General features: G+C 74.0%; 16 protein-coding genes and 1 pseudogene. 9 read left to right on the forward strand and 8 right to left on the reverse strand.

The annotated features are described in order from the left end of the window. The first annotated feature begins 148 nt into the window (after positions 1 to 148). Positions 149 to 1,387: a styrene monooxygenase/indole monooxygenase family protein gene (locus ACIO5E_RS34955; protein ID WP_400675819.1), complete on the forward strand. Its 1,239-nt coding sequence runs from the start codon at positions 149 to 151 to the stop codon at positions 1,385 to 1,387. A gap of 137 nt (positions 1,388 to 1,524) precedes the next feature. On the opposite strand, the gene ACIO5E_RS34960 is transcribed toward ACIO5E_RS34955, so the two are convergent. The 3 genes from ACIO5E_RS34960 to ACIO5E_RS34970 are packed head-to-tail and all read right to left on the reverse strand — an operon-like array spanning position 1,525 to position 10,450. Next, positions 1,525 to 2,571, reverse strand: a complete 1,047-nt coding sequence (locus ACIO5E_RS34960) for a hypothetical protein (RefSeq protein WP_400675821.1) — start codon at positions 2,569 to 2,571, stop codon at positions 1,525 to 1,527. Beyond that, entirely contained in the window at positions 2,568 to 3,836 is a 1,269-nt protein-coding gene (locus tag ACIO5E_RS34965; protein ID WP_400675822.1) for a CHAT domain-containing protein, read from the reverse strand. The genes ACIO5E_RS34960 and ACIO5E_RS34965 overlap by 4 nt, the downstream gene beginning before the upstream one ends. Before the next feature lie 5 nt (positions 3,837 to 3,841). Continuing rightward, positions 3,842 to 10,450 carry a tetratricopeptide repeat protein gene (locus tag ACIO5E_RS34970; protein WP_400675824.1) on the reverse strand — a complete coding sequence of 2,203 codons (6,609 nt, stop codon included), beginning with the start codon at positions 10,448 to 10,450 and terminating at the stop codon, positions 3,842 to 3,844. Positions 10,451 to 10,516: 66 nt separating this feature from the next. Here ACIO5E_RS34970 and ACIO5E_RS34975 point away from each other — a divergent pair, with 66 nt between their 5' ends. The 3 genes from ACIO5E_RS34975 to ACIO5E_RS34985 are packed head-to-tail and all read left to right on the forward strand — an operon-like array spanning position 10,517 to position 11,555. After that, positions 10,517 to 11,200, forward strand: a complete 684-nt coding sequence (locus ACIO5E_RS34975) for a DUF402 domain-containing protein (RefSeq protein ID WP_400675826.1) — start codon at positions 10,517 to 10,519, stop codon at positions 11,198 to 11,200. Then, the gene (locus ACIO5E_RS34980) at positions 11,197 to 11,385 is read left to right on the forward strand and encodes an NUDIX domain-containing protein (RefSeq protein WP_400675828.1); all 189 of its coding nucleotides are present in this window, start codon (positions 11,197 to 11,199) and stop codon (positions 11,383 to 11,385) included. The genes ACIO5E_RS34975 and ACIO5E_RS34980 overlap by 4 nt, the downstream gene beginning before the upstream one ends. Next, positions 11,382 to 11,555 (forward strand): hypothetical protein, encoded by a 174-nt coding sequence (locus tag ACIO5E_RS34985; protein ID WP_400675830.1) that lies wholly within the window; start codon positions 11,382 to 11,384, stop codon positions 11,553 to 11,555. The genes ACIO5E_RS34980 and ACIO5E_RS34985 overlap by 4 nt, the downstream gene beginning before the upstream one ends. 106 nt (positions 11,556 to 11,661) lie before the next feature. Here ACIO5E_RS34985 and ACIO5E_RS34990 read toward each other — a convergent pair whose 3' ends face one another. Continuing rightward, a complete protein-coding gene (locus ACIO5E_RS34990) occupies positions 11,662 to 12,642 on the reverse strand; it encodes a GlxA family transcriptional regulator (RefSeq protein WP_400675832.1) in 981 nt (326 codons plus the stop codon). A 71-nt stretch (positions 12,643 to 12,713) separates the two neighbouring features. Between ACIO5E_RS34990 and ACIO5E_RS34995 the strand changes: the two genes are divergently transcribed. Together ACIO5E_RS34995 and ACIO5E_RS35000 are read left to right on the forward strand one after the other, a co-directional pair. Next, positions 12,714 to 13,388 (forward strand): HD domain-containing protein, encoded by a 675-nt coding sequence (locus ACIO5E_RS34995; RefSeq protein WP_400675834.1) that lies wholly within the window; start codon positions 12,714 to 12,716, stop codon positions 13,386 to 13,388. A 47-nt stretch (positions 13,389 to 13,435) separates the two neighbouring features. Continuing rightward, positions 13,436 to 13,882 carry a Rid family hydrolase gene (locus tag ACIO5E_RS35000; protein ID WP_280682140.1) on the forward strand — a complete coding sequence of 149 codons (447 nt, stop codon included), beginning with the start codon at positions 13,436 to 13,438 and terminating at the stop codon, positions 13,880 to 13,882. Positions 13,883 to 14,080: 198 nt separating this feature from the next. Here the strand turns inward: ACIO5E_RS35000 and ACIO5E_RS35005 are convergent. Further along, positions 14,081 to 14,859: pseudogene (locus tag ACIO5E_RS35005) on the reverse strand (SDR family NAD(P)-dependent oxidoreductase); the annotation flags it as partial. A gap of 101 nt (positions 14,860 to 14,960) precedes the next feature. Between ACIO5E_RS35005 and ACIO5E_RS35010 the strand changes: the two are divergent. Together ACIO5E_RS35010 and ACIO5E_RS35015 are read left to right on the forward strand one after the other, a co-directional pair. Next, positions 14,961 to 15,473, forward strand: a complete 513-nt coding sequence (locus tag ACIO5E_RS35010) for a helix-turn-helix domain-containing protein (protein WP_400675836.1) — start codon at positions 14,961 to 14,963, stop codon at positions 15,471 to 15,473. Positions 15,474 to 15,665: 192 nt separating this feature from the next. Then, complete coding sequence (locus ACIO5E_RS35015; RefSeq protein ID WP_400675838.1) at positions 15,666 to 16,214, forward strand: transposase; 549 nt, start codon at positions 15,666 to 15,668, stop codon at positions 16,212 to 16,214. Between the two features lie 40 nt (positions 16,215 to 16,254). Here ACIO5E_RS35015 and ACIO5E_RS35020 read toward each other — a convergent pair whose 3' ends face one another. Beyond that, complete coding sequence (locus tag ACIO5E_RS35020) at positions 16,255 to 16,998, reverse strand: SOS response-associated peptidase (protein ID WP_400675840.1); 744 nt, start codon at positions 16,996 to 16,998, stop codon at positions 16,255 to 16,257. 34 nt (positions 16,999 to 17,032) lie between these two features. After that, on the reverse strand, positions 17,033 to 17,776 hold the full coding sequence (locus ACIO5E_RS35025) for a helix-turn-helix transcriptional regulator (protein WP_280684296.1): 744 nt from the start codon (positions 17,774 to 17,776) through the stop codon (positions 17,033 to 17,035). A 54-nt stretch (positions 17,777 to 17,830) separates the two neighbouring features. Between ACIO5E_RS35025 and ACIO5E_RS35030 the strand changes: the two genes are divergently transcribed. Beyond that, positions 17,831 to 19,156 carry an MFS transporter gene (locus ACIO5E_RS35030; RefSeq protein WP_400675843.1) on the forward strand — a complete coding sequence of 442 codons (1,326 nt, stop codon included), beginning with the start codon at positions 17,831 to 17,833 and terminating at the stop codon, positions 19,154 to 19,156. 72 nt (positions 19,157 to 19,228) lie between these two features. On the opposite strand, the gene ACIO5E_RS35035 is transcribed toward ACIO5E_RS35030, so the two are convergent. Next, positions 19,229 to 21,304 (reverse strand): alpha-galactosidase, encoded by a 2,076-nt coding sequence (locus ACIO5E_RS35035; RefSeq protein WP_400675845.1) that lies wholly within the window; start codon positions 21,302 to 21,304, stop codon positions 19,229 to 19,231. Positions 21,305 to 21,418: the final 114 nt, after the last annotated feature.

The raw sequence follows: 21,418 nt of genomic DNA on the forward strand, positions 1-21,418 counted from the left end.
TGCGCCCGGGCCGTGGACGCGGGCGCCCGATGACTGGTATTCAGGCCACTGGCAGCCGGTTCGCGTCCCGCCGCGCCTGCGGGCTCACGGGCCCCGGGCGCGCGAGGGTCGGGCCGGGCCAGGACGGACAACCAGGAGAGCGGAGACGATGCGCAGAGTTCTGATCGTCGGTGCCGGGCAGGCCGGCCTCCAACTGGCCCTGGGGCTCCAGGCCCACGGCTACGACGTGACGGTGATGACCGATCGTGACGCGGACGCGGTCCGCGGCGGCCGGGTGCTGTCCACCCAGTGCATGTTCGACGCCGCGCTGCGGACCGAGCGCTACCTCGGCCTGGACCTCTGGGCGGAGGACGCACCCCGGATCGAGGGGGTCGGGGTCTCGGTGGCGGGGCCGGAGTCCGCGCGGGTGATCGACTGGGTCGGGCGCCTGTCCGGGTACGCGCAGTCCGTCGACCAGCGGCTGAAGATGTCGACCTGGCTGGAGACGTTCGCCGGTCGTGGCGGCCGGGTGGTGGTCCGGCCGGCGACCGTCACCGACCTCGAACACCTCTCCGGCTCGTACGACCTGGTCCTGGTCGCCACGGGCAAGGGCGACCTGGCCGCGATGTTCGAGCGCGACCACGAGCGGTCCCGGTACGACCGGCCGCAGCGCGCGCTGGCCGGCAGCTACGTGTACGGGCTCGGTCCGCGCCCCGAGCACGACTTCCCGGCCGTCCGCTGCAACGTGGTGCCCGGCGTCGGCGAACTGTTCGTCATGCCGGCGCTGACCGCGGCGGGCCCGTGCGACATCCTGTTCTGGGAGGCCGTCCCGGGCGGCCCGGCGGACGCCTTCGACGGTGTCCGTGACCCGGCCGAACACCTGCGGGTGACACTCGACCTGATGAAGGCCTTCACCCCTTGGGAGTACGACCGGACCCGCGCCGGCGTGGAGCTCACCGACGCCGGGGCCACCCTGGCCGGGCGCTTCACCCCCACGGTCCGCCGCCCGGTCGGTGAACTGCCGGGCGGAGGAGCGATGTTGGGCGTGGCGGACGTGGTGGTCGTCAACGACCCGATCACCGGGCAGGGCTCCAACAACGCCGCCAAGTGCGCGGCCGGTTACCTCGACGCGATCCTCGCCCACGGCGACAAGCCGTTCGACCGCGACTTCATGCAGGCCGCCTTCGACCGCTTCTGGCAGGTCGCGCGCCCCGCCACCGCCTGGACCAACGCGATGCTCGCGCCGCCACCCGAGCACGTGCTCCGCCTGCTCGGCGCGGCCGGTGAACTCCCGGCCGTGGCCGACCGGTTCGCCGACGCCTTCGACGACCCGGCCGACCTGGAGCAGTGGTTCCTCGACCCCGCGAAGGCGGCGGCCTACCTGGACGCGGCCACGCCACCGCACTGACCGGCGCGCATCGCCCGGGGCTCCCGCACGGACGGCGGGCCCCGGTCGGTCCGCCGAACCACCGACGGTACCGAGGGAGGGAGTGGAACCGGATGGACGCGGTGAACGCTCCACCGGGGCGCCCCGGCGCGGCCCCGTCAGCGCGAGTGGGCGGCGAGGCTGAGCAGGAGGTGGGCGGACTCGGGGTGGTGGAAGTCGGAGTGGGCGCCCGCCGGGTTGAGCCGGGTGGCCAGGCCGCCGCGGTAGACCCGGGCGGCGTCGATGTTGACGATCGGGTGGTCCAACTCGGTGTGCGGGTACGGGGAGACGGTCGGGCGCAGCCGGGTGCTGAACTGCGGGACCGGGGCGACGCCCGTGCCGGAGTGGCCGATCCCCGGGCGGCCCTCGGCGCGCAGGTGCCAGAAGCCGGTGGCGCGGTCCCACCGGGAGTGGGTGAGCACCAGCGGCCCGCGCAGCGGCGCGCCGGGGCGGCCGGGGCCGAGGAACAGCCGGGGGAAGAGGTGGGCGAAGGCGTCGCGCGGCGCGGCCATCTGGAAGATCAGCGCGCTGTCGACGGTGAACGGGCGGGTGGGGTCGCCCGGTCGGCTCCAGCCCAGCACCGGCGGCCCGGCGGGCCGGTCGGCCGCGTACTGGACGGCCTCGCAGAGGAAGCGGCCACCGAAGGAGTGGCCGACCAGGTGCAGGTACTGGCCGGCGCGGTTGGCCAGGACCCGGGGTGCGTCCGGGTGCCCGCGGTCGGCGTCCAGGTAGCCGAGCAGGTGGCCGAGGACCCGGCCGGCCTGCCCCTGGGCGCTCATGGCGTGCGCCCGTTCCCGGATCCGGCGGTAGCCGGCCGGTGACGGGAGGCTGGAGGAGGGCCAGCGCACCACCACGCACCACGGGCGGAATCCCCTGGCCAGCCCCGGGTAGGCGGTCGGCGCGTCCCGGTGCAGGGCGGCGGCCCGGGTGAGCAGGGCGGTGGCCGAGCGGTCCGCGGCGGCGGGGCTGGTCTGCCAGCCGTGGACGTAGACGAAGATGTCGGTGGCGCGGTCGGGGATGCGCAGGTGCCGGGCGAGGTGGTGGGCGACCCGCGACTCGGGCACCGGCGTCCGGGTGCCGGGGACGAGCAGCCGGCCGTGCTCGTCCAGGTCCACGGTGGCCGGCCGGACGACCGGGGCGGATTCGGCGGGGGTGCGTGCCGTCACGGGGTCAGCTCCAGGATGCTGTCGATGCCGCAGTGCAGGGAGTAGGCGAGCGCCAGCGGGTTGCGGTACTCGCGGGCGAACCACCGGACCAGCTGCTGGGCGATCTCGCCCGCCGTGAACTCCCCGGTCAGGTACAGGTCGAGGAAGGCGAAGGCGTACTCGGCGGCGAACTCCTGCGGGATCTCGATCTGCGGGCCGAGCACGCCGTTGGCGCCGAGGTCGACCAGCGCCCGGCCCAGGTGCTCCAGTTCGGCGGCCGCCGACTGCCCGGTGTGGCAGGCGTTCAGCAGCACGAACGGCCGGAACATGGCGTCCGGGGCCTCGGCGTGCCGCCGGCGGTGGCGGCGCACCAGCTCGGCGTCGATCTGGCGGTCGTCGGAGAGCCGGACGGCGAGCTGCTCGTACGGGGAGTCGTTCGCGACGAACTGGCCGTGGCACCAGAAGTACATGACGTCCTCGTCCAGTACGGCGGAGGACAGCGCCTTGAGCAGCAGCTCGGACTCGGTGCGCACGGTCAGCTGGGAGCGGTCCTCCAGCAGCTTGCGGACCTCGGGGGCCCGGCCGACGTCGGTGAGCTGGTCGTCGGTGTTGAGGCTGGTGACGGGCCTGGTCCGGGCCGGGTAGGGCGGCTGGATCGGCGGGTAGCCGGCACCGGTCTGCTCGACCTGGTGGCGGTGGCCGAGGAAGTCGGTCCACGGATCGGCGGCACCGCTGTCGACGGCGAGCATCGGCCAGGGCAGGTGGAGGTCGGAGTCGAAGCTGATCCGCAGTGAGCCGTGCTCGGTGAGCGCGCGGGTGAGGTACTCGCGGAAGACGGTCAGCTCGCGGTCCGGCCCGTCGAGCATCACCTCCAGGAAGTACCGCCCCTCCTCGGCCAGTTCGGCGACCTGCCGCTCGGCGACCCCGGCCAGCCGGGAGAAGTCGACGGCCTGGGCGAAGGGGTAGCCGCCGATCGGCTCGGGGTCGTACTGGACCAGGCGGTCGCGCCAGATGGTCCGCAGCCGGGAGGCCCGGGCGAGCAGGGCGGCCTTGGAGACTTTCAGCTCCGCGTGGTGGGGGCGGGTCCAGGGCGTGCGCTCGCCGGGCCGGTACGCGGAGATCAGCAGGTCGCCGCGATGGTGGCGGAGCGAGACGACGAGGTCCAGCGGGTCCGGCTCCTTGGCCGGCCGGGTGTCCGCCGGGTCGAGCGGGCCGCGGGGCCGGGGGAGCCGGGTGTAGTCGGCGGAGGGGTTCTGGTGGATCTCGACGAGGAGGTCCCGGGGCACGTCGATTACTCCTGCTCCTGGGCGGCTTGGGGTTCCTGGGCGGCTGGGCGCTCTTGGCCGGGGGCGTCTCGGGCGGTGTCGTGGGGGACGTCGACGACGGCGGAGAGGTCCTGGAGGACGGCGCCGTGCCCCCGGTCGTACACGGTGATCCGTACAGTGTGCGGCCCCGGGGCGGTCGGCGTCAGCGCGAACCGGGCCGGCTCCCCGGCCGGGGTGTAGTCGGCGACGGGCGGTTCGAGCACGGCGTCCGAGGCGGCGACGACCACCAGGCGCAGGTCCGGCAGCTCGGCGGGGTCGGCCGACGGGGCTTCGGATTCCAGCCGCAGCTCCAGGTGCACGGTGGCCCCCACCGCGGGTTCTTCCAGCAGGGTGAGCCGGGGCCGCCAGGCGGTCCGTGGCGCCGCAGGCGCGGCGGCGGCGCGGCGTACGGACCCGCGCGAGCGCCGCAGCAGCGGTGCCGGCTCGGACGGGGGCGGCGCCGGTTCCGCGTGGGCGGGCAGGGCCCCGGGCGGCGACGGTGGCTCGCCGCCGTCCAGCTGGGCCAGCGCCGTCCGGCACTCCACCGCGAGCGGGTGGCCGGGGTCCATCAGGGACTCCCGCCCGGCCTGGACGGCTGCCAGCAGCTCGCGGGCCGCCTCCCGGCGCCCGCTCGCAGCGAGTGCGGCGGCCAGGCCGACGGCGAGGGTGGGGAACACCGGGAGCAGACCGGGGCGTAGCGCGCCCAGGCTGATGGCGGCGTCGTCGGCCCCCCGGTGCCCGGCCAGGAGGGCCCCGGCGGGGGAGGAGCCGGCGTCCGGGAGACGGTCCGCGATGATGCCCCCGTACACCCGGGCCGCCCCGACGGCGTCGCCGGCCCGCAGGCGTGCGTGGGCGAGGCTCTGGCGGATGCTCAGGGTCAGGGAGTTGAGCGGGCCGTGGCTCGCGGCGCACTCCTCGGCGAGCTCCTCCAGCCGGACGACGGCGCGCAGCGGCCGCGCTCCGTAGGCCAGCAGCAGCGCGCGGGTCTCGCGGGCGGTCAGGGTGGCGTCGTCCGTCCCGCCGAGGGCGGTGTCGGCGGCGTCGGCGAGGGCGGCGGCCAGGCGCGCCGCGGCCTCCTGCTCCCCGTTCAGGTGCCGGGCGAAGGCGAGCACGCACCCGGCCTGGACGAGGTCTGCCACGCCGGGGCCGGTCGGCCTGGTCCAGTCCGTCGCCAGGGGCGAGAGCTCGGCGATCGCTGCGCCGTGGTCCCCGGCGAGCAGCAGGGCCCGGGCGCGGCCGTACCGCAGGGAGCGGGGCAGGAGGTGGTCGGGTCCGACGGCCTCGACGGCGGCCTCCAGAACCTCCTGGTAGCAGGCGGCGGCCTCGCTGTACCGGCCGGCTTCCAGGAGGTTGAGAGCGATGCTGTCCCAGGCGTCGAGGGTGTCCGAGTGGTCGGCACCGAGGGTCCGGGCGTAGTCGGACCGCAGGCTCAGGTAGAGCGCGGCGGCGCGGTCGTGGTCCCAGCGGTAGCGGTGGGCGTGGGCGAGGGAGGACCGGGCGGTCAGGGTTGCGGGGTGGTCCGGGCCGTGGACGCGCTCACGGTCGGCCGCCAGGGCCGCTCGGTCGGCCACCTCCTGGCGGTGTCGACCGGCGAAGCGCCTGGTGAGGGCGAGGCTGTTCCGGTCGTGGAGGGTGTCCGGGTGATCGGGGCCCTGGACACGGGCGCGGTGGGCGATCAGCTCCGTGAACTGGGCAATGGCTCGGTCGAGTTCGCCGGTCTCGCGGACGGTCCGGGCCAGCCGGGAGCGCTGGTCGAGGGTGTCGGGGTGGTCGGCTCCCTGGCTGCGGGCCCGGTCAGCGGTCAGGGCTTCCAGATCGGCTGCGGCCTGGAGGAGCATGCCCGCGGACTCGCGGTCGGCGGCGAGGTTGTCGCGAGCGTTGAGGGTGGCGGGATGGTTCGGGCCCTGGACGCGGATGCGGTCCTGCAGCACGCTTTCGCCGAGCTCGACGGCGCGCAGGCGATCACCGGCCGCCTCGTGGGTCCAGGCCAGCAGGAAGCGGGCGTTGAGGGTACTGGGATGGTCGGGACCGCAGAACCGTCGTGAGTCGGTGACCAGGGCCTGGGCCAGCCGGAGGGCGCGCCGGTGGTTGCCCGCCGCGCGGCACGAGGAGGCCTGCCACCAGCGGGTGTTGAGCGTGTCCGGGTGGTCGGGGCCCTGGACCCGCTCCTGGTCGACGGCCAGAGCGCCGTAGATCTCGGCAGCCCTGCGGTGGTCGCCGAGCTGACTGTGGGCGTTGGCGTGCCACCAGCGGGTGTTGAGCGTGTCCGGGTGGTCGGGGCCTTGGACCCGCTCCCGGTCGGCCAGCAGCGCCGGGTACAGGTCGGCAGCGGTTCGGTGGTCGCCTGCGGCGACGACGGACCGCGCGAGGCTGAGCCGGGTTTCGAGGGTGTCGCGATGGTCCGGGCCGAGGACCCGGTCGAGGTCGGTGGCCAGGGCCCGGAACAGCTCCACCGCCCGGACGTGGTCGGCAGCCTCCCGGCAGGTGCTGGCCAGGCCGGCCCGGGTGTCCAGGGTCGTGGGGTGGTCGGCGCCCAACGCGTGGACCAGATCGTCGATCAGGGCCTCGTAGAGCTCCAGGGCCTGACGGTGCTCACCGGCGTCGCGGTACGTGTTGGCCAGCGAGCGCAGGGTGGTGAGCGTGTCCGGGTGGTCGGGGCCTTGGACCCGCTCCCGGTCGGCGGCCAGCGCGACGTACCGTTCCAGCGCGTGGTGGTACTGCTCGGCCTGGCCGTACGCCCAGGCGACCATGCCGAAGGTGTCCAGGCTCGTGGGGTGGTGGGCGCCCAGGATGCGGGTGCGGTCGGTGGCCAGCTCCTCGTAGAGGGCGATTGCCCGGCTGTGGTCCTGGGCGGCAACGGTGGCCCCGGCCAGGCCGCTACGCGTGGCCAGGGTTTCAGGATGCTCGGGGCCCCGGATCCGGGCCGAGTCGGCCACCAGTGCGGTGTACAGATCCACCGCACGTCGATGCGCTCTTGCCTGTTGGTAGGCGTAGGCCTGCCACCACCGAGCGTCGAGGGTCTGCGGGTGGTCGGCTCCGTGGGAGCGGTTCCAGTCGGCTACGAGCGCGTCGTGCAGCGTCACCGCTCGTCGGTGGTCACCCGCAGCGGCGACGGCACGTGCCGACGCCCAGCGGTCGGAGAGCGTCTCCGGATGATCGGGCCCCTCGACCCGCGAACGATCGGCGACCAGGGCCGCGAGCAGATCGACGGCCCGGCGGCGATCGCCCGCCTCCCGGTGGGCAAACGCCAGCCAGTAGCGGGCGTTGAGGGTGTGGGAGTGCTCGGGGCCCTGGACCCGACCGTAGTCGGCCACGAGCGCGGTGTGGAGCTCTACGGCCAGTCGGTGATCACCTGCATGTCGGTGTGCGTTCGCGAGCCAGTGCCGCGTGTTGAGCGTGTCCGGGTGGTCGGGGCCCTGGACCCGGGTGCGGTCGGCCACCAGAGCGGAGTACAGGTCCACCGCGCGGCGATGCCGGCCCGCGTCCCCGTGTGCCGAAGCGAGCCACCAGCGGGTGTTGAGGGTGTGCGGGTGGTCCGGTCCGAGCAGGCGGACGCGGTCGGCGACCAACTCGGCGGTGAGCTCGATCGCGCGGCGGTGGTCGCCCGCCTCGCCGTGGGCGACCGCGAGGTGCAGGCGGGCGTTGAGGGTCTGTGGGTGGTCGGCGCCGAGCACCCGGGTGTGGTCGGCGACGACCCGCTCGCGCTCGGCGAGTGCGTCCCCGAGCCGCCCGGCCTGCTGGAGGGCGTAGGCGAGGCCCGTACGCTCGTCGAGCGTGTACGGGTGGTCGGGGCCGTGCGCCCTGGTGCGGTCGGTCAGCAGCTGTTCGCGCAGCTCCACCGCCCGTTCGAGGTTGCCTGCCTGGCCGTGGAGCCAGGCCTGCCAGCCACGGGTGTTGAGGGTGTCCGGGTGGTCCGGGCCCAGCACCCGCAGGCGGTCGGCGGCCAGTGCGTCGCACAGCTCCGCCGCACGGCGGTGGTCGCCGGCGTCGCCGGAGGCCCGGGCCAGGCTCAGACGTTCGTCGAAGGTCTCGAAGTGCTCGGGGCCGTGGACCCGTTCGCGGTCGGCGAGCAGCCGCTGCCGCTCGGCGAGGGCCTCGCGGGGGCGGCCGGCCAGCTGGAGGGTGCGGGCCAGGTTGGACCGTTCGTCGAGGGTGTCGGGGTGGTCCGGGCCCTGGACGCGGATCCGGTCGGCCACCAGCCGTTCGAACTCGGCCAGTTCGCGGGTGGTCCAGCCCGCGATGCGCAGCGCGTAGGCGAGGTCGCTGCGCTCCTCCAGGGTGTCGGCGTGGTCCGGCCCCTGGGCGAGGGCGCGGTCGCGCACCAGCGCCTGGTGCTGCTCCACCGCCACCGGGTACCGGCCCGCCTCGCGGTGGGCATGGGCGAGGCCGTTGCGGGCGTCGAGGGTGTGCGGGTGGTCGGGGCCCAGGACACGGGTGTAGTCGGCGACGACACCGGTGAAGTCCGCGACCGCCGCCGCCGGACGCCCGGCCGCACCGCGGGCCATGGCCAGCCGGCCGCGAGCGAACAGCGTCTGCGGGTGGTCCGGTCCGTGCACCCGGGTGTGGTCGGCGACCACCGCCTCGTACGCGGCCACCGCGGCCTCGTGGTCGCCGGCGGCGGCGTGGGCGGCGGCGAGCCAGCTGCGGCTGGTGAGGGTGTCGGGGTGGTCGGCGCCGAGCACCCGGGCCCGGTCGGATACCGCCTGCTCGTACAGGGTGATGGCCAGGCGGTGCTGACCGGCGGTGAGTTGGGCGTACGCCAGGCCGTTGCGGTGGGCCAGGATGTCCGGGTGGTCCGGGGCCAGCACCCGGGCCGCGTCGGCCAGCAGCCGCTCGAACTCGGCCACCGCCGCCTGGTGCTGCCCGGCGACCTGGAGGGCGTAGGCGAGACCCGCGCGGCTGGTGAGGGTGTCGGGGTGGTCGGCGCCGAGGACCCTCTCCCGGTCGGCCACCACCGACTGGAACTCCTCGACGGCGCGCGCGTGTTCACCGGCCTTGCGGTAGGCGTGCGCGAGCGTGTGACGCCCGGCGAGGGCGTCCGGGTGCCCGGGGCCCCGGAGGCGGGCGAGGTCGGCCACCACCGCCCGGCAGAGTGCCACGGCGAGGGCCGGGTCGCCGGCCCGGGCGTGGAGCTCGGCGAGCCGGCTCCGGGTGGCCAGGGTCGCGGGGTGGTCGGCGCCCAGCAGCCGCTGCTGCCCGTCGGCCATCGCGGTGACCAGCGGGATGGCGAACACCCGCTGGGCCCGGTCGGTCAGCTCCCCGGCGGCCAGCCCGTACAGGGCGACGGTCTGCGGGGTGGGCCGCTCCGAGGGGCCGGTGGCGGCCAGCTCCCGGATGTGTGGCAGCAGCGCCCGGCGCAGCCGGGGGCCGGCCTCCGGCCAGAGCCGGGCGGTGGCCTCGGCGAGCTGCTGCTCGGCGCGCTGGCGCAGCCGGCGGGCGCCCTCGGAGCGGCGCAGCACGCCCTGCAGCAGGCGGTGCACGGTGACGGTGTCGCCGAGGGTGATCAGGTTGTAGTCGGCGAGCAGCCGGAGCGCGGAGTCGACCTCGGCCGGGCGGCGCGCGCCGAAGGGCATGAGGGCCTCGCGCGGCAGAGCTTCGGGGGCGTACCAGGCGAGGGTGCGCAGCAGCTCGACGGCGAAGGGGGCGGTGCCCTGGACGGCGCGCAGGGTGGTCTGCCAGAGCCGGGAGACAGTGGCCACCGGGTCGGCGCCGGCGCCCGAGCCGGGGCCGGTCGGGCTGCTGGTGCGCAGCAGTTCGCGGTAGGCGGCGAAGCTGGTGCCGGTCTGCTGCACGTAGGCGCCGGCCTGGGCGAGGGCCAGTGGGAGGTGGCCGAGTTCGTCGGCGAGGGCGTAGGTCTCGGCCTGGTCGGCCTGCGCCCCGGGGTGGGCGGTGCCGCAGAGCAGCCGGGCGGCCTCGGGGGCGTCGAGGACGTCGATCCGGACCGGGCGGATCCCGGGGTGCCAGCCGCCGGCGCGGCGGCTGGTGACCAGCTGGTGGCCGCAGCCGAGCAGGCGTCCGAGGTAGGGGGTGAGGTGGACCGGGTCCTCGGCGTTGTCGTAGACCAGCAGCCAGCGGTCGTGGGCGCGCAGCCAGGCGATCGCCCATTCGACCTGCTGGCCGGGCGGGGCGGTGAGCGCCCAGGCGGGGTGGAGGTGGACGGCGAGATCGGCGAAGGCCTCGGCGAGCTGCTCCTCGGACTCGGCGGTGATCCACCAGATCAGCCGGTAGTGCGCGGCCTCGGCGGCGGCGTACGCGTGGTGCAGCGCGAGGGTGGTCTTGCCGACCCCGCCGAGGCCGTGCAGCGTGGTGGCCTGGGTGACCAGGCCGCTGCCGTCGCCGTCCGACAGCGCCTCGGTGATCGCCCGTAACGCGCCGTCCCGGCCGACGAGTCGGTCGGCGGAGCGGGGCGGCAGGTTGGGCGCGGGGTCGGCCGCCTCGACGGTCAGCGCGGCCCGCGCCGCGTCGGGCGGGAGCACCGCCGCCCGCTGCTCGGCGTGCGGGTTGCCGGCGGCGGGTGAGACCGGGCGGCGCCGCTGGTCGAACGCCTCGTGGTCGGGCAGTACGCCCTCGGGTCGGACGTGCGTCGTCCTGGACATCAACACTTCGGCGTCCTCACCCCCGCGTACGGCTCTGCCCGCCCACCGTAGTCGCGGTCGCGCTCCGTGTCACCGGATTCCGTCGGTCGACCGGGCGTGGTGCGCCGCGACGTCCACGCCGGCCGGGTGTGGACGGCGATGCCGCAGCGCGTGGTCGACGACACCGGCCACGTGCTGTCCCTGGCCTACTGGCCGGGGATCGAGAGCCTGGCTCCGACGACCTGGATCACCGCGACACGCACCGGAGACGACACCACCCGCAAGCAGGGCCTGGAAGACCTGGCGGCCGGCACCTGGACCCTCGGCCGCTACCGATGGACCGGCACCGAGCTGCTGAGCCACTTCCTGGCCGGCGAGTGGTTCTCCGTGCACTGCTTCCAGGACGCCGCCACCCACGAGCCGCTGCGCTGGTACGTGAACTTCGAGAAGCCCCATCAGCGTCGCCCCGGCATCGGGATCGACACCCTGGACCTGTGCCTGGACCTGGTCGCCGCGCCCGACCTGTCGGAGCATCACTGGAAGGACCAGGACGAGTACGACCAGATGCGCCGCCTGGGCCTGATCGACGACTACCTCCATCACCAGGTCGATCGGGCTCGGGGGAGGGCGATCACCATGCTCGACGACCGCACCGGTCCGTTCGCCGGCGGCTGGCCCACCTGGGCACCGGAGGCATCCTGGCCGCTGCCGACACTGTCGACACTGCCGACACTGCCCGACGGCGCCGACGACCAGGCCACCGGACGGTGACCGCGCCAGCCCGGGTGCGGGTGTACGCGGTCCTGGTCCACGACCGCCGCCTCTGCCTGATCCGCCGCCGGCGCCCCGCAGGCGTGCAGCACTCGCTGCCCGGCGGCCTGGTCGAGGACGGCGAGGACCCGATCGATGCGCTGCGCCCGGAGCTGCCCGAGGAACTCGCCTCGACCCGGCGGTGAACCGCGCGCCGGTGGTGTGGCTGCCGGCGGCCGACACGGCCGACCTCCACCTGTACCTGGCGGAGGAGGGTGGCGATGACGCGCTGGTGGCAGGCGGACAGGTCGTCGTCGTGGAGGCTGCCCAGCCACGGATCGAACCGCAACTGCGCACACTGACGTCCCGTCACTGAGGGTTTCCTGCTGACGGCTCGGGTCCGACGTTCCTCCTTGCCCGCTCGGCAGCTTGGACGGCAGCGACCCGCCTCCGAAACCCCTTCAGCGTCGTAACGGCCATTCTCAGTCCGAGCGCGGGACCGCAGGTGAACGGGCCGGACCGTGCGACGTCGAGCGTGTGAAGGTGCGGCGGTAAGCGGTGGGGGTGGTGTCCAGTGTGCGCCGGAAGTGCAGCCGCAGGTTGGCTGCCGTGCCCAGCCCGCAGTCCCGCGCCACCTGTTCCACCGAACGCTCCGTGGTTTCCAGCATTTCCCGCGCCCTGCCGAGCCGGGCGTTGAGTACCCACTGCAACGGGGTCGTGCCCGTCTCCTCGGTGAACCGGCGCATGAAGGTGCGCTGCGAGAGGCCCGCGTGCCGGGCGAGCACGCGCAGCGTGAGCGGCTCGCCGAGCCGTTGCAGGGCCCATCCCCGGGTACCGGAGAGCGACGCCTCACCGGCCACCGCGACGGGAGCCGGCACGTACTGGGCCTGCCCACCGTCTCGGTGCGGGGCGGCGACCAGACCGCGGGCGAGTTGGTTGGCCACCTCCGCGCCCAGGTCGCGGCGCACGATGTGCAGGCACAGGTCGATGCCGCAGCACACCCCGGCCGAGGTCAGCACGTCGCCCTCGTCGACGTAGAGCACGTCGCGATCGACCGTGACGGCCGGGAAGCCCCGCTCGAACTCGTCGATGTGTCTCCAGTGGGTCGTGGCGTGCAGCCCGTCCAGCACGCCCGCCGCGGCCAGCGCGAAGGCGCCCGTGCAGATCGACACCACACGCTTGCCCCGGTCGCGGGCTTCGGCCAGTGCGACGAGCGCGGCTTCCGGCAACGGGAGGATCGGTTCGAATCCCGGCACGATCACGGTGTCGGCGGTGCGCACCTGCTCCAGGCCCCCGTCAGCGACCAGGGCGAAACCCGCGGTGGTGGTCACCTTCGTGTCCAGCGCGCACAGGGTCATCTCGTAGGGGGTTTCCGGTCGGGTGGTGAAGATCTGCGCCGGGATCGCCAGGTCGAGCGGGGTGACCCCGTCCAGCGCCAGGACCGCGACTCGATGCACTGCCATGGCAAGATTCTATCGAAGTGTGGAAATTTTGCCTCTCACCAGGTCAGGGGGGTAGCGGCCAGGCTGAAGACATGACCGGACCTACCGACGAGGCGATCGCCGACCTGATCACGCTGCCCGGCACACCGCTTGCCGACGCCGTCGTGAACCTCATTCGGCCGGTGGAAACGCCGTCCGTCTTCAACCACAGCATCCGCAGTTACCTGTTCGCCCGGCTGGTGGCCGGCCGCCTCGGCCTGGCCGCCGGCCACGACTACCACGACGACCTGTTGTTCGCCGCGTGCGCGATGCACGACCTAGGCGTGGCGTCGGACGGCCCGCACAGCCAGCGGTTCGAGGTCGAAGGCGCTGACCGGGCCGCCTCCTTCCTGACCGACCGCGGAGTCCCCGCGGCCGACGCCGACCAGGTCTGGCAGGCCATCGCCCTGCACACCTCCCCGGGCATCGCGGAACGCCGCGGCACGCTGTGCGCGCTCGTCCGCGAGGGCGTCGCCCTCGATTTCGGCGGCCCACTGGGCGCCAACCACGTCGACGCCGTCACCGACGAGCAGGCCGACGCCGTGCACGCCGCCTATCCGCGGCTGGACATGATCCGCTCACTCACCGACGCGATCGTCGCGCAGGCCGCGAAGGACCCGAAGAACGCGCCCCGGTACACGATTCCCGGCGAACTCCTCCGCGAACGCGAGACCTTCGGCCGGACCAGGCTGGAGCACACCTGCCGTTCGTCCCGCTGGGGCAACTGACTCCGCGGAACCCACGACCCCGTCACCAAGGAAAGGGAAGCACCGCAATGACCGTCCACACCGTCGAGATCCCCGAGGACAACGCAGTCTTCGGGCAAACCACCAGCGCCTTCGCAAGCTTCGGCTATTCCGCCGCGGTCCGCGCGCACGGCCTCTTGTTCATCGCCGGAACGATCGGTCGCCGCGCCGACGGAACCATCCCGGACACCATCGAGGAGCAGACCGAGATCGCCCTCCGAAAGATCGAAGAGATCCTCCGGCTGGAGAACCTCGACACGTCCGCCCTCGTCGACGTCACCAGCTACCACGTCGACATCCGGCAGCACCTTCCCGGCTTCATCGAGGCCAAACAGCGCCTCGTCGAACCCCCTTACCCGACCTGGACGATCATCGGGGTCAGCGGCCTCGCCAGCCCGGGACTCCTCGTCGAGATCCGCGCTACCGCCGCGTATCCCGACGCTGCTGCGAGGTCCGGTGTTCCCGCAGCGCGCTGAGTCAGCGGTCGCCGCCGGGCATGAGCATCAGGTGCTCATGCCCGGCGTGCCGCACAGTCCGGTGTGTGGGAAGCAGGGCTTGTTCACAAGCCGCGCAAGGCGAGTTGGAGCGTGGCGGGGCGGTCCGGCCCGGCACCCGTGGCAGCTACCGAAGGGTGCCCCCCGGCGTGCTCGGTTCCAGGGCCAGGCGGGGCGGGTGGTGGTGATACCGCCGTCGACGTAGAGGGTGCTGCCGTGGATCATGCGGGCCTCGTCGGAGGCGAGGAAGGCGACGGTGTGGGCGATGTCCTCGGGGGCGACCGGGACTCCGGCCGGAGTCGTCTCGGTCATTCGTTCGATGGCCGGGCGGGCGCTCTCGTTCCCGGGAGTCAGGGTGACACCGGGAGCGACGGCGTCGACCCGGACACCGCGTGGGCCGAACTCGGCGGCCCAGGTCCGGGTCATCTGCTCGTCGGCGGCCTTGGTGGCGGTGTAGAGAGCGGCGAACGGACTTCCCACGGCGGCCATCCACGAACCGATCGTCACGATCACCCCGGCGCCCCGGGCCACCATGCGGGCGCCATCTGGGCGACCAGCACGTGCGGTGCGCGGATGTTGACCGCGAGCATCCTGTCCAGGTCGTCGTCGGAGAGCTCCGGCGTGGACGTGGCGGGATAGACACCGGCGTTGTTCACCAGGATGTCCACCCGCCCGCCCGCGGCTGCCGTCGCCCGTGCGGCGAACTCGCGGACCACGTCGGCGTCGCCCGCCAGATCGGCAGGGACGAAGCCGGCCTTGCCGCCCGCGGCGCGAATGCCCGCCACCACCTCCTCGCCGCGCCGTGGGTCACGGCCGCTGGTGATCACATGGGCGCCACGTGCCGCGAGCACGCGAGCGATGGCGGCACCGATACCGCTGGTCGATCCGGTCACGACGGCGCTACGGCCGTGGAAGGGCAGTACGTGCTGGGAGCACTGGGGCTCGTGCGATGAGGTCATGACGCCATTGCACGGGCCGCACCGGTACGCAACCAGTGCGGGTCCTGCCCGGGCACGGCATGACCAGACAGGGACGGTGCCGGCGGCCGTACCGTGGGGCAATGAGTCACGACCGCTCCGCTTTCGGCACCTTCCTGCGAGCCCGCCGGGACCGCCTCACACCCGCCCAGGTCGGCATCGACGCGTTCCCCGGTCCCCGACGCGTGCCCGGACTGCGCCGGGAGGAGCTGGCCATGCTGGCGGGCCTGAGCACCGACCACCACAGCCGCCTGGAACAGGGCCGGCAGGCGACGGTCTCCGAGATGGAGGCCGGCAGGCGACCAGGCGATCAGCGGCTCATCGCCGCTGTGCACGACCTGCGGCGTACCGACCCGGACGTCGCCCGCTGGTGGGACGACCACACCGTGCGTGACTACGCTTCGGTACCCAAGCGCATCGCCCATCCCGAGGCCGGGCCCCTCGACTTCGACATCGAGATCGTCACCGCATCCCACGCCCCCGACCAGCACCTCATCGTGTACACCGTCGAGCCCGACTCCTCCACGGCCCGGGCACTGCCGATCCCAGCCAGCTGGGCCACCCCGGCGAACGCCCCGACCGGACCACAGGACTGAAAGCCAGGCGATCTCGGACACGGGCGGCATCGGGGCCCTCCGAGCCACCGGAAACCCATTGATCCTCCCGCCGCAAGGCCTCAAGCGGCGTCATTCCTCGGTGATATGACTCTGTGTCAGCACCGGGCGGCGTCATCGCTGAACGACAAGCGGTGTCAGATCCCACGCGGGTTCGGGACCACCGACACGCTCGTGCGGGCGTTCCGCCGCCAGCTCGGCACGACGCGACGGAGTACCGGCGCCGGCGCCGGTTCCGGACCGTCCGGGGGTGAACGGACGACGGACGCCCGCGACCTGGTGTGCACCCCGACGGGCATGCCGATCATGTGGGCATTGGCCAACCCGAAGATCGGCGAACGCGAGGTGCTGGCGGCGATGCTCGAAGTCGACGCCGACCTGGTGGCCGGGCGCGAGGGCATCTTGCTCATCACGGACAAGGGCTTCGCGTCCAAGCCGTTCGAGAAGGACCTCGCCGAGCAGGGCATCGAGCTCCTGCGGCCGTCGCTCAGGCGTGAGAAGAACCGATACGGCGAGCCGATGCTCAAGAAGGTCCGCCAGCTGATCGAGTCGGTCAACGACACCCTCAAGGGACAGCTTGACCTGGAACAACACGGCGGACGGACCTTCGAGGGCGTGGCTGTCCGGGTGACGCAGCGGGTGCTCGCGATGGCCGCTGGGATTTGGCACAACAACCTGATCGGCGCGCCGGTCACCCGCTCGCTGATCGCCTCTGACCACTGATCACTTCGGAACCACTCGCCTAGGGCCGGTCCGGCCCTGGTCAGTCCGCCAGCCCCAGCGGGTCCGGTGCGGTGTCGAGCAGTTCCGGGCCGTTGGCGCGGACGCTGTTGACGGCGGGGGAGACGGCCCGCACCCGCAGGGCGCCGTCGGCGGGGCGGCGCAGCAGGTGGTGGAGTTCGCCGGCGTCGGTGAGGTCGGGGGCGAGCCAGGCGGACAGGTCGTCGGGGGCGATGGTGAGCGGCATCCGGTCGTGGACGCGCCCGGCGCTGTCGGTGGCGTCGGTGGTGATGACGGTGGTGGTGGCGAGCCAGGCCGCCGGGTCGTCCTCGGGCCGGGTGCGGTCGCGCCAGAACTCGTAGAGGCCGGCCATCAGCATGACCGAGCCGGTGCTGAGGAAGTACGGCTGCTTGTACTTCCTCCGGTCGGCGGTGGCGGGGACCTCGCGCCACTCGAAGTAGCCGTCGGCGGGGATGACGCAGCGCCGCGTGGTGAAGGCCTTGCGGAAGGCGGGCTTGAGGTGCACCGTCTCCGAGCGGGCGTTGATCATGCGGGCCCCGCCGGAGGGGTCCTTGGACCAGGACGGCACCAGGCCCCAGCGCAGCGCGCGCACCTGCCGCGACAGTTCGCCGGTCTCCCGGTCGACGCGCTCCAGGACGGCGGGCACCGGGTCGGTGGGCGCGACGTTCCAGCTCGGGGCGACGGACTCGGCCGGATCCCAGCGGAGCTCCCCGAGCAGGGTGGCGAGGTCCTGGGGCGTGGTGGTGGAGACGAAGCGACCGCACATGCCCCCCACCCTGCCACCTCCCTCGGACAGCCGCTCAGCCCGCCGGGTGGCGGCCCGGGGTGTGGCCGAAGGTGCGGCGGAAGACGTCGATGAAGGCGCTCGCGGAGGACCAGCCGCAGCGGTGCGCGACGGCGGTGACGGGCAGGCCCTCGGCGAGCAGCACCAGCGCGTGGTGCAGCCGCAGCTGGGTGCGCCACTGGGGGAAGGTCATGCCGAGGTCGGCGCGGAACAGCCGGGAGAGCGTCCGGTCGCTGGCGCCGACCGCCCGGCCCAGCTCGGCGAGGGTGCGCGGGTCGGCCGGGTCGGCCTGCAGGAGGTCGCAGAGCGTGCGCAGCAGCGGGGTGGTGGGGGTGGGCAGGTGCAGCGGCTGAAGGGGCGAGGCGCGCAGCTGGTCGAGCAGGACGCCGCGCAGCCGGGCCCGTTCGGGGCTGTCGTCCTCGGGGGCGCGGGTGTAGGCGACGATCAGCTCGCGCAGCAGCGGCCCGACGGCGAGGACGGTCGGCTGGTCCAGGGCGAGCGGGTTCTCGGTGGCGGGCAGCCCGACCAGGTGGAGTTCCAGCTCCCCGTGGGCCTGGTGGGCGTGCACGGTGCCGGCCGGGACCCAGATGGCGCGGGTGCCGGGGGCGACCCAGGAGCCGGCGTCGGTGGTGATGGCCAGGACGCCGCGGGCCGCGTAGGCGATCTGGTGGTCGTCGTGGCGGTGGGCGTCGATCCCGGCGCCGGACGCCAGCCGTTGGGTGCGGGTCGGGGCGACGGGGTCATGGCGGATTGTCGGCATCGCCTGTCAGATTATCGGAAGCCCGACAGGTGGCGGTGCGCCGAACATGGCGGCATGCCGACCAGCACACCTGACAATCCGCCGACGAGTACACCCGGCACCCCGGACGGAACGCCTGCCGAGCCGCACCGCACACCCGACGGGCTGAGCGGAACACGCGGCAGGCCGCACGGGACTCCCGGCAGGCGGAACTCCTCGATCACCCTGCTGTCCGTCGGACACGCCTGCGTGGACGTCTACCAGGGCGCGGTGGCCGCCCTGGTCCCGTTCTTCGTCGCCGAGCGCGGCTACGGCTACGCCGCCGTCTCGGGCGTGGTGCTCGCCGCCTCGCTGCTCTCCTCGGTGGCGCAGCCGCTGTTCGGCGCGATCACCGACCGGCGGCCGCTGCCCTGGCTGCTGCCCGTGAGCACGCTGGTGGGCGGTGCGGGCATCGCGCTCAGCGGGGTGAGCGGCTCGTACCCGCTGACCCTCGCCTTCGTGGCGCTGTCCGGGGTCGGGGTGGCCGCGTACCACCCGGAGTCCGCCCGGGTGGCCCGGCTGGCCGCGCGGGACGGCCACCGGGGGATGGCCTGGTTCTCGCTGGGCGGCAACCTGGGCTTCGCGGCGGCCCCGCTACTGGTGTCCGTGGTGGTCGCGGGCGGCGGCCTGCGGCTGACCCCGCTGCTGGTGCTGCCGGCGCTCGCGGGCGCCGCACTGTGCCTGCCGGTGCTGCGCGAACTGGAGCGGCGGCGCGCCGCCGGGACCGGACCGGCACCGGTGACGGGGCCCGACGACCGGGCCTCCTTCGTCCGGCTGTCGCTGGCCGTGGTGTGCCGCTCGATCGTCTTCACCGGCCTGAGCACCTTCCTCTCGCTGTTCGCCACCCAGCGCGCCGGCGGCGGTACGGCGGCGGGCACCGCGGCGCTGGTGGTGCTGTACGCGGGCGGCGCGGTGGGCTCGGTGCTGGGCGGCGCCCTCGCGGACCGCTGGGGCCGGGTCGCGGTGGCGCGCTGGTCGTACCTGGTCGCGGCGGTGGCCGTGGCGGGCGTGCTGCTGGTGCCGGGCCCGGCGCTGTACGGGTGCGTGGCGCTGACCTCGGCGGGCCTGTACGTGCCGTTCTCGCTGCAGGTCACGCTGGGGCAGGACTACCTGCCCTCGCGCTTCGGCACCGCCAGCGGGATCACGCTGGGGCTGACCGTCAGCATCGGCGGCCTGGCGAGCCCGCTGATCGGCGGCCTCGCGGACGCGACCTCGCTGCGCACCGCCCTGCTGCCGCTGGTGCTGATGCCGGTGCTCAGCTGGCTGCTGTTCCGCACCCTGCCGGAGCCCGCCGTGCCGGTCGTGCCGGTCGTGCCGGTCGCGCCCGGGGACCGGTCGGCGGCCGCGAAGACGGGGGGTTGACGACGGACTCCCGGACCCCTGGCCCCGGCAGGTCGGTGCCGGGGCCAGGGGGCCGGGAGTCCGGTCAGCGGCTCAGGACGCGACGCTCCAGCCCTGCCCGACGGCGGCGCCGTCGGCCGAGTCCGTGGTCACGGTCGAACCCGCCGTGCCGCTCCCGGCGTTGAGCGCCAGGCCGGTGGCGACGTTGGTGACGGTGAGCGCCCCGGTGGCGCTGTTCTGGGTGACCCGCCACTCCTGCCAGGGGTTGCCGGGCGAGTAGTCCAGCAGGTAGGCGCTGTTGCCGGGGGAGGTGCCGGCGGCGAGCACGGTGTGTGCGTGGGTGGCGGTGGCGCAGTTGTCGCTGATCCGTACGGTGCCGTCCGGGTTGGTGGTGAAGGTCCACTGCTCGGAGGTGTGCGTGGGCCACCAGGTGTTGACGTCCGCGACGGCGCCCAGCGGCGCGCTGCAGGTGCCCGCGACCTCCAGGACCAGGCCGCCGCTGCCGCCGGGGCTGAGCGCGTGGTAGCGGCCGTCGTCGACCACGGCGGCCGGGACGGTGGTCGGCTGCGCGCTGAGCCGGTACAGCGCCACGCCGTGCGGGGCCACCGTGCTGCCGAGCGTGCCGGTGACGGTCGAACTCGCGCCCGTCCACAGCTCCTTGGCGGTGTAGCCGGGCCTGGTGAGCCCGAGTTCGCCCAGGTTGGTGCTGACGGCGTGGCTCGCCGCCGGGTCCTGGTTGACCAGCAGCACGGCGGTGTCGCCGTTCGCCAGCTGCCGCTTGAGGACGACCGGCGCGGTGGCGTTCGCGGGCTTGGCGCCGACCAGGGTGGCGGGTTTGGCCAGGGAGTCCTGGTCGATGCCGATGACGTCGCGGTTCTTCAGGACCGCCAGGCTCGCCGCGTCGATCCCGGTGGACCAGGTGTGCCCGTCCGCGCTGTGCTGGGACTGGGCGGCGGTGCGCAGGTCGGCGCCGGAGATCAGCGGGGCGGCGAGCATCGCGAGGACCGAGGTCTCGGTGCGGGACTCGTCGTCGGTGAACGGCTTGTGGCAGGTGCAGGTGTCGGTGGTGCCCCAGAGGCCGTAGACGTCCTGCCAGCCGGTGAACATCATGTCGAGGTCGTTCCAGCTGCCCGGGCGCACGTTGCCGGGGTACTGCAGCGCGGTCTGCAACTGCCCGTTCCAGAGCACCCCGTCGAGTTCGCTGTCGCGGTCGCCGCCGATCCGGCAGAGGTTGGCGACCTGACCGCACCAGACGCCGGTCGGCGCGTAGCCGGGGGCCTGGAACGGCGCGGTGCCGGCCGCCTGGACCACCGGGTCGGTGCGCGCCGGGTCGTCCGCGGCGAGCAGGTACGGGACGCCGGTGTGGACGGGCTGGGCGGAGACGCTGAGGGTGACCTTGGGCCGGCCCTGCGCGGCGGAGGCGGCGTCGAGGGCGTGCTGGAAGGTCTGGACCCGGGCGTAGACGGAGCGGGTGAGTTCCTTGCCCTCGCCCTGGGTGCCGTAGCCGTGCCCGTCCGGCCCGGTGATCGGCGGGCCGTACGGGCAGTCGTCGTACTTGACGAAGTCGACGCCCCAGGAGACGAAGTCGGCGGCGTCGGTGCTCTCGTGGCCGAGGCTGCCGGGGTGCATCTGGCAGGTGAGGTAGGTGTCGGTGGCGTAGAGGCCGAACTTCAGGCCCTTGCTGTGCGCGTACTGGGCGAGGTACGCGATGCCGTTGACGGTCCGTCCGTTGACGGTCTGCGAGGGGAAGTGGTCGGGGCGGGGGACGAGGTGGCCGGAGGTGGGGTCGTTGCCGGTGCCGTCGGTGCCGCCGACGGGGTTTCCGGCGGCGTCGTAGAGCTGCATCGAGCCGTACGGGGTCCGCACGATGTCGCTGCTCTGGCCGTCGCGGTGCCACAGCGACCAGCCGTCGTCGATGGTGACGGTGTCGTAGCCGGCCGCGACCAGGCCGTTGGCGGCCATGAAGTCGATGGTCTGGACGACCTGGTCCTCGGTGACCTCGGTGCCGAGGGAGTTCCAGGAGTTCCAGCCCATCGGCGGGGTGAGGGCGTTGCCGTTGCCGAGGGCGGCGGCGGGGGCGGCCGCACCGACGGTGAGGGCGCCGAGGCCGGTGGTGGCGAGGGCCAGCGCGAGCAGGGGTGCCGCGAGGCGGTGGGGGATGTGGCGCATGCGCGCTCCTGGGGAGTGGGGGATGGGTGGCGCGTCGGGCAACTCGTGGGCATGGCCGGCCGGTTGGGGGGCCGATCGGCCGTGGGGCGCGCCCGGGGTCAGCCGGTGCCGGCG

The organism is Kitasatospora sp. NPDC087314, assembly GCF_044744365.1.
In the GTDB taxonomy this organism is placed as follows: Bacteria; Actinomycetota; Actinomycetes; order Streptomycetales; family Streptomycetaceae; genus Kitasatospora.

Excerpts from the sequence above, each read along its gene's own strand:
- ACIO5E_RS35035 (WP_400675845.1), bottom strand. The coding sequence starts at position 21,304 with ATGCGCCACATCCCCCACCGCCTCGCGGCACCCCTGCTCGCGCTGGCC.
- ACIO5E_RS34970 (WP_400675824.1), bottom strand. The coding sequence starts at position 10,450 with ATGTCCAGGACGACGCACGTCCGACCCGAGGGCGTACTGCCCGACCAC.
- ACIO5E_RS35025 (WP_280684296.1), bottom strand. The coding sequence starts at position 17,776 with ATGCCGACAATCCGCCATGACCCCGTCGCCCCGACCCGCACCCAACGG.
- ACIO5E_RS34995 (WP_400675834.1), top strand. The coding sequence starts at position 12,714 with ATGACCGGACCTACCGACGAGGCGATCGCCGACCTGATCACGCTGCCC.
- ACIO5E_RS35010 (WP_400675836.1), top strand. The coding sequence starts at position 14,961 with ATGAGTCACGACCGCTCCGCTTTCGGCACCTTCCTGCGAGCCCGCCGG.
- ACIO5E_RS35000 (WP_280682140.1), top strand. The coding sequence starts at position 13,436 with ATGACCGTCCACACCGTCGAGATCCCCGAGGACAACGCAGTCTTCGGG.
- ACIO5E_RS35030 (WP_400675843.1), top strand. The coding sequence starts at position 17,831 with ATGCCGACCAGCACACCTGACAATCCGCCGACGAGTACACCCGGCACC.
- ACIO5E_RS35020 (WP_400675840.1), bottom strand. The coding sequence starts at position 16,998 with ATGTGCGGTCGCTTCGTCTCCACCACCACGCCCCAGGACCTCGCCACC.
- ACIO5E_RS34955 (WP_400675819.1), top strand. The coding sequence starts at position 149 with ATGCGCAGAGTTCTGATCGTCGGTGCCGGGCAGGCCGGCCTCCAACTG.
- ACIO5E_RS34990 (WP_400675832.1), bottom strand. The coding sequence starts at position 12,642 with ATGGCAGTGCATCGAGTCGCGGTCCTGGCGCTGGACGGGGTCACCCCG.